This is a genomic window from Nonomuraea sp. NPDC049709, assembly GCF_040674815.1.
Taxonomy (GTDB): domain Bacteria; phylum Actinomycetota; class Actinomycetes; order Streptosporangiales; family Streptosporangiaceae; genus Nonomuraea.
Genome location: NZ_JBFANM010000158.1, coordinates 1 through 11,467, shown reverse-complemented (window position 1 = coordinate 11,467; position 11,467 = coordinate 1). Strand labels below are relative to the sequence as shown.

14 protein-coding genes are annotated in these 11,467 nt (G+C 74.1%); 9 read left to right on the top strand and 5 right to left on the bottom strand.

All coding sequences use genetic code 11. The annotated features are described in order from the left end of the window. The 3 genes from AB0J69_RS60275 to AB0J69_RS60265 form a co-directional block, all read left to right on the top strand. Positions 1 to 877 (top strand): PHB depolymerase family esterase (locus AB0J69_RS60275; protein WP_364138024.1); only part of this gene is annotated, 877 nt, incomplete at its 5' end. Between the two features lie 34 nt (positions 878 to 911). Continuing rightward, positions 912 to 2,462 carry a hypothetical protein gene (locus AB0J69_RS60270; RefSeq protein ID WP_364138022.1) on the top strand — a complete coding sequence of 517 codons (1,551 nt, stop codon included), beginning with the start codon at positions 912 to 914 and terminating at the stop codon, positions 2,460 to 2,462. Positions 2,463 to 2,480: 18 nt separating this feature from the next. After that, positions 2,481 to 3,812 (top strand): serine hydrolase domain-containing protein, encoded by a 1,332-nt coding sequence (locus AB0J69_RS60265; RefSeq protein ID WP_364138020.1) that lies wholly within the window; start codon positions 2,481 to 2,483, stop codon positions 3,810 to 3,812. A gap of 13 nt (positions 3,813 to 3,825) precedes the next feature. On the opposite strand, the gene AB0J69_RS60260 is transcribed toward AB0J69_RS60265, so the two are convergent. Together AB0J69_RS60260 and AB0J69_RS60255 are read right to left on the bottom strand one after the other, a co-directional pair. Further along, the gene (locus tag AB0J69_RS60260) at positions 3,826 to 4,374 is read right to left on the bottom strand and encodes a histidine phosphatase family protein (protein ID WP_364138018.1); all 549 of its coding nucleotides are present in this window, start codon (positions 4,372 to 4,374) and stop codon (positions 3,826 to 3,828) included. A 42-nt stretch (positions 4,375 to 4,416) separates the two neighbouring features. Further along, on the bottom strand, positions 4,417 to 5,313 hold the full coding sequence (locus AB0J69_RS60255; protein ID WP_364138016.1) for a LysR family transcriptional regulator: 897 nt from the start codon (positions 5,311 to 5,313) through the stop codon (positions 4,417 to 4,419). Between the two features lie 70 nt (positions 5,314 to 5,383). On the opposite strand from AB0J69_RS60255, the gene AB0J69_RS60250 reads away from it, so the two are divergent. Both AB0J69_RS60250 and AB0J69_RS60245 read left to right on the top strand, forming a co-directional pair. Further along, the gene (locus AB0J69_RS60250) at positions 5,384 to 6,088 is read left to right on the top strand and encodes a hypothetical protein (RefSeq protein ID WP_364138015.1); all 705 of its coding nucleotides are present in this window, start codon (positions 5,384 to 5,386) and stop codon (positions 6,086 to 6,088) included. Between the two features lie 229 nt (positions 6,089 to 6,317). Beyond that, the gene (locus AB0J69_RS60245) at positions 6,318 to 6,479 is read left to right on the top strand and encodes a hypothetical protein (RefSeq protein WP_364138013.1); all 162 of its coding nucleotides are present in this window, start codon (positions 6,318 to 6,320) and stop codon (positions 6,477 to 6,479) included. Between the two features lie 36 nt (positions 6,480 to 6,515). Here the strand turns inward: AB0J69_RS60245 and AB0J69_RS60240 are convergent, their stop codons facing one another. Continuing rightward, positions 6,516 to 7,019, bottom strand: a complete 504-nt coding sequence (locus AB0J69_RS60240) for an FBP domain-containing protein (RefSeq protein WP_364138011.1) — start codon at positions 7,017 to 7,019, stop codon at positions 6,516 to 6,518. A gap of 64 nt (positions 7,020 to 7,083) precedes the next feature. On the opposite strand from AB0J69_RS60240, the gene AB0J69_RS60235 reads away from it, so the two are divergent. Then, on the top strand, positions 7,084 to 7,659 hold the full coding sequence (locus tag AB0J69_RS60235) for a WHG domain-containing protein (protein ID WP_364138010.1): 576 nt from the start codon (positions 7,084 to 7,086) through the stop codon (positions 7,657 to 7,659). Continuing rightward, on the top strand, positions 7,656 to 8,813 hold the full coding sequence (locus tag AB0J69_RS60230; protein ID WP_364138008.1) for a GDSL-type esterase/lipase family protein: 1,158 nt from the start codon (positions 7,656 to 7,658) through the stop codon (positions 8,811 to 8,813). The genes AB0J69_RS60235 and AB0J69_RS60230 overlap by 4 nt, the downstream gene beginning before the upstream one ends. 10 nt (positions 8,814 to 8,823) lie before the next feature. Here AB0J69_RS60230 and AB0J69_RS60225 read toward each other — a convergent pair whose 3' ends face one another. Further along, positions 8,824 to 9,252 carry an SRPBCC family protein gene (locus AB0J69_RS60225; RefSeq protein WP_364138006.1) on the bottom strand — a complete coding sequence of 143 codons (429 nt, stop codon included), beginning with the start codon at positions 9,250 to 9,252 and terminating at the stop codon, positions 8,824 to 8,826. A gap of 146 nt (positions 9,253 to 9,398) precedes the next feature. Between AB0J69_RS60225 and AB0J69_RS60220 the strand changes: the two genes are divergently transcribed. Continuing rightward, positions 9,399 to 9,671 carry a hypothetical protein gene (locus AB0J69_RS60220; RefSeq protein WP_364138004.1) on the top strand — a complete coding sequence of 91 codons (273 nt, stop codon included), beginning with the start codon at positions 9,399 to 9,401 and terminating at the stop codon, positions 9,669 to 9,671. Positions 9,672 to 9,703: 32 nt separating this feature from the next. Here the strand turns inward: AB0J69_RS60220 and AB0J69_RS60215 are convergent, their stop codons facing one another. Beyond that, entirely contained in the window at positions 9,704 to 10,306 is a 603-nt protein-coding gene (locus AB0J69_RS60215; protein ID WP_364138002.1) for a TetR/AcrR family transcriptional regulator, read from the bottom strand. Positions 10,307 to 10,506: 200 nt separating this feature from the next. On the opposite strand from AB0J69_RS60215, the gene groEL reads away from it, so the two are divergent. Then, the coding region (gene groEL, locus AB0J69_RS60210) for a chaperonin GroEL (RefSeq protein WP_364138000.1) at positions 10,507 to 11,467 on the top strand (961 nt) is incomplete at its 3' end.

The window sequence follows — 11,467 nt, the reverse complement described above, 5'->3', positions numbered from 1 at the left end:
GCCCGGCCCGCCCGCGCAAGCCGCCCCCACCAGCGGCTGCCAGGGCGGGCAGCGGCTGGAGCCCGGCACGCACCGGCTCGGCTTCGGCGGGCTCGAGCGCCGCTTCCTGCTGTCGCTGCCCGAGGGCGCCGGCCCGCACCCCGTCGTGCTGGACCTGCACGGCCTCAACTCCACCGCCGCCCGCCAGGCCGCCTACGGCCGGCTGCCCGAGGTCGGCGCGCGCCGCGGCTACATCGTGGCCACCCCCCAGGCCGCCGAGGGCCGCATGGGCTGGACGCTGCCGCACACCGCCGGGCCCGACGACACCGGCTTCCTGACCGCGCTGCTGGAGCACCTCGAGCGCAACCTGTGCGTCGACGCCGGGCGCGAGTTCGCCGCCGGCATGTCCTACGGGGCCGGCATGGCGGCCGCGCTGATCTGCGCGATGGACGGGCGCCTGGCCGCCGTGGCGGCCGTGGCCGGGCTGAACATCGTGCGCCCCTGCCAGGACGCCGAACCCACCACGATCGTGGCCTTCCACGGCACCGCCGACCGCATCGTCCCCTACCAGGGCGGCCACCCGCTGCGCGACGCCACCGGCGACCTGCGCAAGCTCGCCGACCTGGTCGTGCTGGACCCGGTGGAGCGGGCCGCGACCGGCTGGGCGGCCCTGCTCGGCTGCTCCGGCCGCACCACCACCCCCCTCGGCGAGCAGGTACGGGTACGTGACTGGAAATCCTGCCCCGGCGGTACCACACTGCGCCTGTACACGATCGACGGGGGCGGCCACACCTGGCCCGGCCCCATCGAGGTGCCCTGGCTCGGGAGCACCGCCCGCGACCTGGACGCCACCGAACTGATCCTCGACACCTTCGACCGCGCCCCCTCCCGCCAGTAACGTCCTGCCATCCGCCGACCGGGGAGCACGAGCCATGACCGATGAGGTACGCGTCACCATCGAAGCCGAGCCCCGTACCGGGCTGAGCCGGCAGCGGCTGCGCCAGGCGGTGGCCGGCCACCCCGAGGCGCTGGCGGCGCTGGAGGTGGCCGACCCCGAGCGGCTCACCTTCGCCTTCGCGCCCGGCCTGGGCCACGACCCCGGCGAGAACGCGCCGTTCCAGGCCACCGTGTTCGACCCGGTCGGCAACCGCGCCGTCGAGCTGCGCGGCACCCTCGACCGGCCCGAGCGGGCCGAGCTACGGCCCAGCGCCTTCCGTCCCCAGCCCAGCCGCGAGGAGCTCGTCGCCGCCGCCGCGATCCTGCGCGCCGACCCCCGCTTCCCCGCCGGCGACGACGTCGTCGTCTACCGCCCCATGCCGCCCCTGGCCGACGCCGAGAACCCCGACGGCACCACCGTGCGCCGCCCCACCCTCGGCGTCTACACCCCGGGCGAGCCCACCGGCCTGCGCCACCGCATCGTCGCCGTCGACCTGGTCGCCCGCTCGGTCGACTGGACGCCGGAGGGCATCAACGTGCGCATGCACCACGACTGCGAGGACAGCGTCCCGCAGGGCATCGACGCCCTGGCCGACCGCGGCGGGCCCGACCAGGTACGCGTGCGCGTCCACCGCGGCGCCACCGAGCTGTGGAACCTGCTGGTCGTGCGGCCGCGCGCCTCGGCCCCGCAGTCCCCCGGCATGGGCGGCGGCGTCGAGCTGCGCCAGGTCCGTTACCGGGGCCGGCTCCTGCTGCGCCAGGCGCACCTGCCCATCCTCAACGTCGAGTACGAGCAGGGCACCACCTTCCGCGACGACGTCGCCTTCGAGACCCGCTTCAGCGCCACCGGCCGCGACCCGGTCGGCTGGGGGTGGCGGCTGTGCCCCGACCCGCCCCGTACCATCCTGGAACGCCCCTCCACCGACGCCGGCAACTTCCAGGGCGTCGCCTTCCACCACGACGGCGAGCAGTTACGCATCGTCAGCGAGCTGGAGGCCGGCTGGTACCGCTACTCCAGCGACTGGCGCCTGGCCGACAACGGCGACATCTCCCCCAGGTTCGGCTTCGCCGCCACCCGCAACCCGATGACCTGCCTCGTGCACCGCCACCACGCCTACTGGCGGCTCGACTTCGACGTCGCCGGCGCCGCCAACGACGTCGTCGAGCAGATCGACGACACCGGCTCCCTCATCCCCGAACCCGTGCCGATCATCCGCGAGACCTCCCGCCGGCGCCGCCCCGGCCGCTACTGGCAGGTCCGCGACAAGTCCTCCGGCCACGGCTACCAGATCCACCCCGGCCCCTTCGACGGCACCGCCGACGCCTACGGCGTGTCCGACCTGTGGTTCCTGCGCCACCACCCGCGCGAGCTCGACGACGGCAACCCCGGCCCGCGTGACCGCGCCGCCATCAACCGCTTCCTCGACGGCGAGAACGTCAACGGCGCCAACGTCGTCGTCTGGTACGCCGGCCACTACTACCACGACCAGGCCCACCCCCAGCCTCACCAGGGAGAGCTCATCGGGCCGCGGCTGGTGCTGATCTAACGGCTACCCTTGTCGCTCATGACTCAGGTGGGACATCCGACGGCGCGTGCCCTGCTGCACCGGCTGGCCGTCGAACAAGCCGAATGCAGGGTGCCGTCACTGACGGCGGCGATCGTCCGCGACGGGCGGCTGGCATGGTTCGGCGGCCGGGGCCGCGTCGGCGACGCCGCCCCGACCGCCGCCACCCAATACCGCATCGGATCGATCACCAAGAGCATGGTGGCCGTGGTGGTCATGCGGCTGCGCGACGAGGGCGCCCTGGAGCTGACCGACCCGCTGGAGCGGCACCTGCCGGACACGCGGCTGGGCCACCTGACCATCGCCCAGCTGCTGTCGCACACCTCCGGGCTGACCGCCGAACCGCCCACCGCCTGGTGGGAGCGCACCCCCGGCATCCCCGCCGCCGACCTGCTGGCCCGGGTCGGCCCGGCCGAGCTCAAGCACCGGCCCGGCCGGCGCTTCCACTACTCCAACGTCGGCTTCGCCGTGCTCGGCGAGCTCGTCGCCCGCCTGCGCGGCACCACCTGGCTCAAGGCGCTGCGCACCGAGGTGCTCGACCCGCTCGGCCTGCACGACACCACGCCCCGCCCCCGCGCCCCGCACGCCACCGGCTACGCCGTGCACCCCTGGGCCGACGTGCTGCTGGCCGAGCCCGAGCACGACGCCGACGCCATGGGGCCGGCCGGGCAGCTGTGGTCCACCCCGCACGACCTGGCCCGCTGGGCGGCGTTCCTGGGCGGCGAGACCGGCGGCGTGCTGTGCCCCGGCACCCTGGCCGAGATGCGCGAGCCGGCCGGGGTGGACGACGGCGACGCCTGGACCGGCGGGTTCGGGCTGGGGCTGCAGCTGGCCAGGACCGGCGGGCGCCGCCTGGCCGGGCACTCCGGGTCCATGCCCGGGTTCCTGGCCACCGTGTGGGCCGAGCCGGCCGAGGGGCTGGGGGTGCTGTTCATGGCCAACACCACCTCCGGGCTGAGCGGCACGCTGCTGACCGACCTGCTGGACATCCTGGAGCAGTACGAGCCGCGCCTGCCCGACGAGTGGCAGCCGGTGCCCGCCGACCCCGCCCTGCTGGCCTCGACCGGGCTGTGGCACTGGGGGCCCAAGCCGTACACGCTGCGGCTGCTGCCCGAGCGCGGGCTGTCGCTGGAGCCGGTCGGCGGGGCCGGGCGGGCCTCGCGGTTCGTGCCGCAGGACGACGGGACGTGGCTGGGGCTGGACGGCTACTACGCCGGCGAGACGCTGCGGGTGGCGGCCGACCACCTCGATCTCAACACCTTCATCTTCACCCGCGAGCCGTACGACCCGGCCGCGCCGGTGCCGGGAGGGGTCGAGGACTGGCACGCCTGACCCCCCGGGGAGCTCAGGCGGAGCGGGAGGTGATCGTGACCGTGTGGTGGTCGAAGCGGAGGGTGTACCAGCCGCCGCGCCCCACCAGTGCGGGCGGCGGGGCCTCGCAGAAGGCGCAGAGCGTGGCCAGCAGGACGGGGATCACGTCGCCGTGGGAGGCGGCGACGACCCGTCTGCCCGGGTGACGGGCGCTCATGGTGGCCACCGCGCGCAGCATGCGTCCGGTGGCGTACGCGCCGCCGACCGCTCCGCCCATCGGCGCCAGGACGCCGTGCACCCAGTCCGGCGGCTGCGTGAACCCGCCGGACTCCGCCAGCGTGTCCAGGGCCTCGACGGGGCGGCCGGCGGCCGCCGCGAGCGGCCGCACCGTCTGCCCGCAGCGCAGCGCGGGGCTGCTGAAGATCGCGTCGATGCCGGTGCCCAGGGCCGGCACCAGGGCCTCGGCCTGCCGCCTGCCCTGCTCCGACAGGGGGCGCAGGTCGTGGTCGCCCGCCCATCCTTCGCGCGGCACGGAGGCGCAGTGCGGCACCAGCTCCAGGACGAAGTCGCCGGGGATCATCATGGGGTGATGGTCCGGCCCGCGGCGGCCGGGCGCAAGCGGTGCTCAGCCGGACAGGGCCTCGGCCAGGCCGGCGGCGGCGCCGGCGGGCAGGGCGCCGTGCAGCAGCTCCACCCGGTGCACCAGCCGGGGGGAGGCCAGCGGCACACCGCACGCCCGCCCCCGCACCCGGGAGGGCTCCGGTGCCTCGGCGGGCACGGCGGAGGCGGGCAGCAGGGTCAGGCCATGGCCGGCCGCCACCAGGTTGAGGACGGTGTGCACGTCGTTGCCCGCGTACTCCATCCCCACCGGGAACCCCTCGCCCACCAGGTCGCGCAGCCGCGCCAGCGGGCACAGCGGCGTCTGCAGCCAGCGCGCGTCCACCAGGTCGGCCAGCCGCAGCGCCGCCCGGCCGGCCAGCGGATGGTCGCCGGGCAGGGCCACCACCAGCTCCTCCTCCGTCACCCCGATGGTGGTCATCGGCCCGGCGTCGGGCAGGCGCAGCGGGTCGCTGGGCGCCACCACGCCGTCGGCCAGCCCGAGGTCGGCCCGCCCGTCGGCGACCATCGCCGTGACCTGCTCGCGCCCGCAGGTGCGCAGGCGTACCTCCAGGCGCGGCTGGTGCGCCCGTGCCCGCGCCAGCCGCGCGGCCAGGACCGGGTTGAGCGCGAGCGGGGTGGCGGCCAGGCGCAGCCGGTGGCGGGGCCCGGCGGCGGTGCGCAGCACGTCGGCGCGGGCGGCCCGCAGGCGCAGCAGCAGCGGCCCGGCGTGTTCCAGCAGGCGCTGCCCGGCCGGGGTGGGCTCGACCGGGCGGCGGCGCAGCAGCGGCAGGCCCAGGTCGGCCTCCAGCGCGGCGATCTGCTGGGAGATCGCCGACTGCGTGTAGCCGAGCTCGGAGGCGGCGGCGGAGAACGAGCCGTGGCGGGCGACGGTCACGAACGTGGTCAGCAGATGCGGGTCCATCAGTGTCGCTTATAGCAGATGCAGTTTTCATCGTTGGCGCTTAACCCGGGTGGGCGGTCACGATGGTGTCATGAGAATCGCCCTTGTGGGGGACCGCTCCCCCAGCGTTCGTTCCCATGTCCGGATCCCGCTGCTGATGGAGGCATTGCGCGAGCGGGAGGGCATCGCGCTGGACCCGTACTGGATGCCGACGACCGACGTGACCGGCCTGGACGGCTTCGACGGGATCTGGATGTTGCCCGGCAGCCCGTACCGTGACGAGGCGGGCGCGGTCGAGGCCGCGCGCGTGGCGCGCGAGCGGCGGATCCCGTTCCTCGGCACGTGCGGCGGGTTCCAGCACATGCTGCTGGAGTTCGCGCGGCACGTGTGCGGGCTGGACGTCGCGCACGCCGAGAACGAGCCGGGCGCGCGCGACTTCCTGCTGACGCCGCTGGCGTGCTCGCTGGCCGGGCACGAGGGCCTGGTACGCCTGGAGCCCGGCTCGCTGATCGAGCAGATCGTCGGGACGCCCACCACCATGGAGGCCTACATCTGCTCCTACGGGCTCAACGAGGACTACAAGCAGACGCTGGCCGGGCACGGGATGGTGTTCTCCGGCCACGCCGACGACGGCGCGGTACGGGTGGCCGAGCTGCCCGGGCACCCGTTCTTCCTGGCCACGATGTTCCAGCCGGAGCTGGCCGGGGACGGGCGGCGCCCGCACCCGGTGATCACCGCGTTCGCGACGGCCGTCACCCGCCACCACGCCGCCCGCGACCTGGCCCGCACGCCGTAACGGGCGGCGGGGCACCGCGCGGGGTTCAGCTGGGCGGTCCGGTGTCGGTGGGCGCGGCCGGGGTGTAGACCACCACGTGCAGGCCGGGGTGGTCGGCGGGGGCCAGGCGGTGGTGTTCGTAGCGCAGGATGCCTTGCGCGGGGTGGTGGAAGACGCGCAGGCGGGACCCTCGATGCGGTGGTCCTGCCAGGCATCGCGGAACGGTGTGCTCCTCCGGAGGAGGCGCTGGATGATCGGGGAGCGGGCCAGGTCGCCGAGGCGGATCTCGCCGCCCGGCGCGCCGACCTGGAGCAGGGCGTCGGCTACCGGCCCCGCCACCGCGCTGCGCGCCCACGCCGCCCTGGCCCAGCCCGCTGACAAGGGGGCCGTACGCGAGCTCGCGGACCGCTGAGCCCCCGCACGGGGATGCCGTGTTTCGGACACCCGATCAAGGACCGGTCACCCGGTCGATGAACGCGCTCAGGTTGCCCCGGGTGCGGGCGATCCGCTCCGCCACCGTGAGGGTCTCCTCGAAGTCCGCCCCCACGCCGGCCGGCTTCCTGCCGCGGGTGTAGAGGGAGCAGGCCAGGTCGGCGCACACGTACTGCCCGACCGTGTTGCCCTGACGCCCGGTCTCGCCGGTGCGGCGCGCGGTCATCAGCGCCACGCCGCCGCTGGTGTGGGTGGTCAGGCACAGCGAGCACATGCTGCGTGCGGTGAAGCCCCGCGACGAGCCAGAGGTGGCCCGCAGCGCGATCCCGACGCGGCTGCCGTCGTCGCGTTCGGCGACCAGGTAGCCGCGGTCGGGGGCGCCGGGATCTCGCCAGCCGAGGAAGTCGAGATCGTCCCAGGGCTGCTCGTCGAGGTCCTTGGGCACGCCCGCGCGCCTGGCCTCGCCCTTGGAGCAGTTGACGAACGAGGTGCGGATGTCGTTTTCGGTCATGGGTCTCATGACCGGCGAGGCTAGCTTCCCTAATATAATTAGACAAATCCTTAATTTGATTAGGCGAGGTTCCATGGCACGCGCGGGTATCACCAGCGAACGCGTCACCCGGACGGCGGCCGAACTGGCCGACGAGATCGGCTTCGACCAGGTGACCGGCTCGGCGGTCGCGCGCCGGCTCGGCGTCAAGGACCCGAGCCTGTACGCGCACATCCGCAACGCGCGGGAGCTGAAGGTGCGGGTCGCGCTGCTGGCCCTGGAGGAGATGGCCGACCGGGCCGCCGCCGCGCTGGCCGGGCGGTCGGGCAGGGACGCGCTGGTGGCGCTCGCCGACGTCTACCGCGGCTACGCCAAGGAGCACCCGGGCCGGTACGCCGCCTCCCACTTCGAGCTGGACGCCGAGACCGCGGCCGGCAGCGCGGGACCCCGGCACTCGGAGATGACCAGGGCGCTGCTGCGCGGCTACGACGTGCCCGAGCCCGACCAGACCGACGCCGTACGCCTCCTGGGCGCCACCTTCCACGGCTTCGTGAGCCTGGAGCTGGCCGGATCCTTCCGCCACACCCCGCGCGCGGCCGACGACTCCTGGGCCTGGGCCCTGGACACCCTCGACCTCGCCCTCAGAAACCGTTCAAGGAAGCCCGAATGACCGACTGGATCACCACCCCCATCGACGAACGCATCCTGCGCGGTGCGCTGGAGCTGGAACGCACCAGGCGCGGCACGCTGCCGCACCGGCTGCCCGCCTGGGCGCGCAGGCAGTTCCCCGACGACTACCTGGCCAGGGTCGAGTCCCAGCCGTCCGGGGTGCGGCTGGCCTTCCGCACCCGGGCCACCGCCGTCGAGCTGGACGTGCTGCCCACCAAGAACGCCTACCCAGGGTTCCCGCCCCGGCCGGACGGCGTCTACGACCTGGTCGTGGACGGCCGCCTGGCCGGCCGGGCCAGCGTGCCCGGAGGCAACCTCGCCGTCATCGACCTGGCCGGTCAGTCCTCCACCGTCCGGCCGGGTGAGCCCGGCACCGTCGGCTTCTCCGGTCTGGCGGCCGGGGTGAAGGACGTGGAGATCTGGCTGCCGCAGGTCGAGGTCACCGAGCTGATCGAGCTGCGTACCGACGCGCCCGTCGAGGCCGTGCCGGACCGCGGCCGCCGCGTGTGGCTGCATCACGGCAGCTCGATCAGCCACGGCTCCAGCGCCGCCGGCCCGACCGAGACCTGGCCCGCGCTGGCCGCCGCCCGGGGCGGCGTCGAGCTGATCAACCTCGGGTTCAGCGGGAACGCGCTGCTCGACCCGTTCACCGCGCGTACCATCCGCGACACGCCCGCGGACCTGATCAGCCTCAAGATCGGCATCAACCTGGCCAACGCCGACCTGATGCGCTCGCGCGGCTTCACCCCCGCCGTGCACGGCTTCCTCGACACCATCCGCGACGGGCACCCCGGCACCCCGCTGCTGGTGATCTCCCCGATCCTCTGCCCCGTCCAGGAGGACACCCCCGGCCCCCTCGCCCCCGACCCCGACGGCCCCGGCCTGCGGTTCCGGGCGCTCGGCAGCCCGTCGGAGGTCGCCGCCGGCCGGCTCACCCTCAACGTCATCCGGGACGAGCTGGCCCGCATCACCGCGCAGCGGTCGATCGACGACCCCGCACTCCACTACCTCGACGGCCGCGCCCTCTACGGCGAGGCCGACTTCGTCGAGCTGCCCCTGCCCGACCGGGTCCACCCCGACCCGGCCGGCCACCGCCGCATCGGCGAACGCTTCGCCGAGCTGGTCTTCGGCGACGGGGGCCCGTGGAGCGCGTGAAGCCGCTCTCCTACGTCGCGGGCAGCAGCGCGGCCAGCCTGCGCAGGCAGTGGCGCAGGAGGGCGACGGCCACCGGACGGGCCAGCGGCCACGCGGCCCGGCCCAGCGCCCCGAACGGCAGCTCCAGCTCCTCGGCCCACACCACCCGGCTGCCGCCCCGCTGCGGGAGCACCCGGATGGCGCCGCGCCCGCGCACGACGCGGCCGGTGTGCGTGATGCGCAGCAACGTCGGCGGCTGCCAGTGAGTGATCGTCATCGTGTCCAGGAAGCCGAACGGCCGCACCCCGGTGTACGCCTCCAGCCCGACCTCGCCCACCCGGCGGGCCGTGGTCATGAGCATCCACTCCTGGTGCCGGGGCCAGTCGGTGATCAGGCCGAACACCTGCTCCGGCGGCGCCGGGACGTGGACGGCGGCGGCCGCGTACACCGGTTTCGCCACGATGATCCCCCCAAAGGTCGCTGGGACCATCCTGGCCCGCCGCCGGGCACCGATGCCAGCACGTAGGGACTTCCGTCCCTGACCGGCCCGCCGACCGCTGCGGCAAGGTGGGACCCGCGCCCCGCCGAACCACCCCGCCTGCCCCCGTGACCAGGCAGTCGTCCCGCCCCGAAAGCCTTCGCCCGCTGCGGAACGTCACCTACGGCCGCATCGTGTTCACCAGCCGGGCGATGCCGGCGATCCGGCTCGTCCCGCACGCCATGGACGGCGACAACCTGCTCGCGGACCTGCCCGGCGACAACCCCGGCGAGCTCGCCCGCGCCCGCCGTATCCCGCCGCCCCGGCCGGGCCGCTCGATCCGGCTGGTGGCCCGCACCCATCCAGAGCTGGTCACCGGCTCCCGCACGACCGCCCCCTGAGCCCGCCTGCCGCCCTCTCCTGCCGCCTGGGCTCACCGATCCCGCGGTGTGGGGGGAAGGACGCAGGACAGGGCGCGGCGCAGGATGGTGGCGAAGGGCTCGGTGTTGCCCTCCTCCAGCCAGTGCCGCCCCGCCACCCGGATGGCCCCCGCGACCGCGGCGGCCATGACGGCGGGGAACAGGTCGCCCCCGGGGACGGGGCCGGTGCGCTCGGCGATCGCGTCGGCGAGCGGGCCCTCCGCCATGCTGAACGCCTTCAGCGCCTCCCCCTCCAGCTCGGGCGTCGACATGATCATGCGCAGGCCGGCCTTGTCGGGCTCGGGGTCGGTGTAGAGCTCGATCACGGCCGCGACGACGGCCTCGGCGAGCGGCTCGTCGGCGGGCCGGGATCGCAGCGCCTGCCCGGCGCGCCTGGACTGGTCGGCCTGGAAGGCGCAGATCGCCTCCTCCCGGCTGGAGAAGTAGTTGTTGTAGGTGCGGGGCGAGACGCCCGCGGCCGTGGCGATGTCGTGCACGCGGACCAGCGCCAGCCCGCTCGGCCCCTGCTCGATGGCCAGGCGCAGCGCGGCGTGGCCGATCGCCTCCCGGGTGGCCTGCCGGTTGCGGGAGCGCAGGTCCATGGCGTCGTCGTTCATGGCTCAACCCTACCCGATGTTGCGCCCCACGCAGAATGTGCGCGGCGCGCAACTTATGGGTAGAGTGCGACGAGACGCCTGGCACTCGCACTCCGAGAGTGCCAACCGTAAGGCGTGTGCCGGGACGGCGAGGCCTGCCCGCAGGCCGTCCGTCGCGGGCGCCGTCCCCGGCACAGCCCCCATCGAGAGCAGGAGCAGCAATGGCTTCGAAAATGATCGCGTTCGACGAGGACGCCCGGCGCGGTCTCGAGCGCGGTATGAACCAGCTCGCCGACGCCGTCAAGGTGACCTTGGGTCCCAAGGGGCGCAACGTCGTGCTGGAGAAGAAGTGGGGCGCTCCCACGATCACCAACGACGGTGTTTCCATCGCCAAGGAGATCGAGCTCGAGGACCCCTGGGAGAAGATCGGCGCTGAGCTGGTCAAGGAAGTCGCCAAGAAGACCGACGACGTCGCGGGCGACGGCACCACCACCGCCACCGTGCTCGCCCAGGCGCTGGTGCGCGAGGGCCTGCGCAACGTGGCCGCCGGCGCCAACCCGATGGCTCTGAAGAAGGGCATCGAGGCGGCCGTCGAGCGGGTCAGCGAGGAGCTCTCCAAGCTGGCCAGGAACGTGGAGACCAAGGAGCAGATCGCTTCGACCGCCTCCATCTCCGCCGCCGACGCCGAGATCGGCTCGCTCATCGCCGAGGCGATGGACAAGGTCGGCAAGGAAGGTGTCATCACCGTCGAGGAGAGCAACACCTTCGGCCTGGAGCTCGAGCTCACCGAGGGCATGCGCTTCGACAAGGGCTTCATCTCACCGATCTTCATCACCGACTCCGACCGGCTCGAAGCCGTCCTGGACGACCCGTACATCCTGATCATGAGCGGCAAGGTCTCCGCCAACCGGGAGGTGGTGCCGCTGCTCGACAAGGTCGTGCAGTCGGGCAAGCCGCTGCTGGTCATCGCCGAGGACGTCGAGGGCGAGGCGCTGGCCACCCTGGTCGTCAACAAGATGAACGGCGTCTTCCGGTCGGTCGCGGTCAAGGCTCCCGGTTTCGGTGACCGCCGCAAGGCCATGCTGGGCGACATCGCGATCCTGACCGGTGGTCAGGTCGTCGCCGAGGAGGTCGGTCTCAAGCTCGAGAGCGCCACCCTCGACCTGCTGGGCCGCGCCCGCA

Excerpts from the sequence above, each read along its gene's own strand:
- AB0J69_RS60245 (WP_364138013.1), top strand. The coding sequence starts at position 6,318 with ATGATCGGGGAGCGGGCCAGGTCGCCGAGGCGGATCTCGCCGCCCGGC.
- AB0J69_RS60235 (WP_364138010.1), top strand. The coding sequence starts at position 7,084 with ATGGCACGCGCGGGTATCACCAGCGAACGCGTCACCCGGACGGCGGCC.
- AB0J69_RS60270 (WP_364138022.1), top strand. The coding sequence starts at position 912 with ATGACCGATGAGGTACGCGTCACCATCGAAGCCGAGCCCCGTACCGGG.
- AB0J69_RS60265 (WP_364138020.1), top strand. The coding sequence starts at position 2,481 with ATGACTCAGGTGGGACATCCGACGGCGCGTGCCCTGCTGCACCGGCTG.
- AB0J69_RS60215 (WP_364138002.1), bottom strand. The coding sequence starts at position 10,306 with ATGAACGACGACGCCATGGACCTGCGCTCCCGCAACCGGCAGGCCACC.
- AB0J69_RS60255 (WP_364138016.1), bottom strand. The coding sequence starts at position 5,313 with ATGGACCCGCATCTGCTGACCACGTTCGTGACCGTCGCCCGCCACGGC.
- AB0J69_RS60230 (WP_364138008.1), top strand. The coding sequence starts at position 7,656 with ATGACCGACTGGATCACCACCCCCATCGACGAACGCATCCTGCGCGGT.
- AB0J69_RS60240 (WP_364138011.1), bottom strand. The coding sequence starts at position 7,019 with ATGAGACCCATGACCGAAAACGACATCCGCACCTCGTTCGTCAACTGC.
- AB0J69_RS60260 (WP_364138018.1), bottom strand. The coding sequence starts at position 4,374 with ATGATGATCCCCGGCGACTTCGTCCTGGAGCTGGTGCCGCACTGCGCC.
- AB0J69_RS60250 (WP_364138015.1), top strand. The coding sequence starts at position 5,384 with ATGAGAATCGCCCTTGTGGGGGACCGCTCCCCCAGCGTTCGTTCCCAT.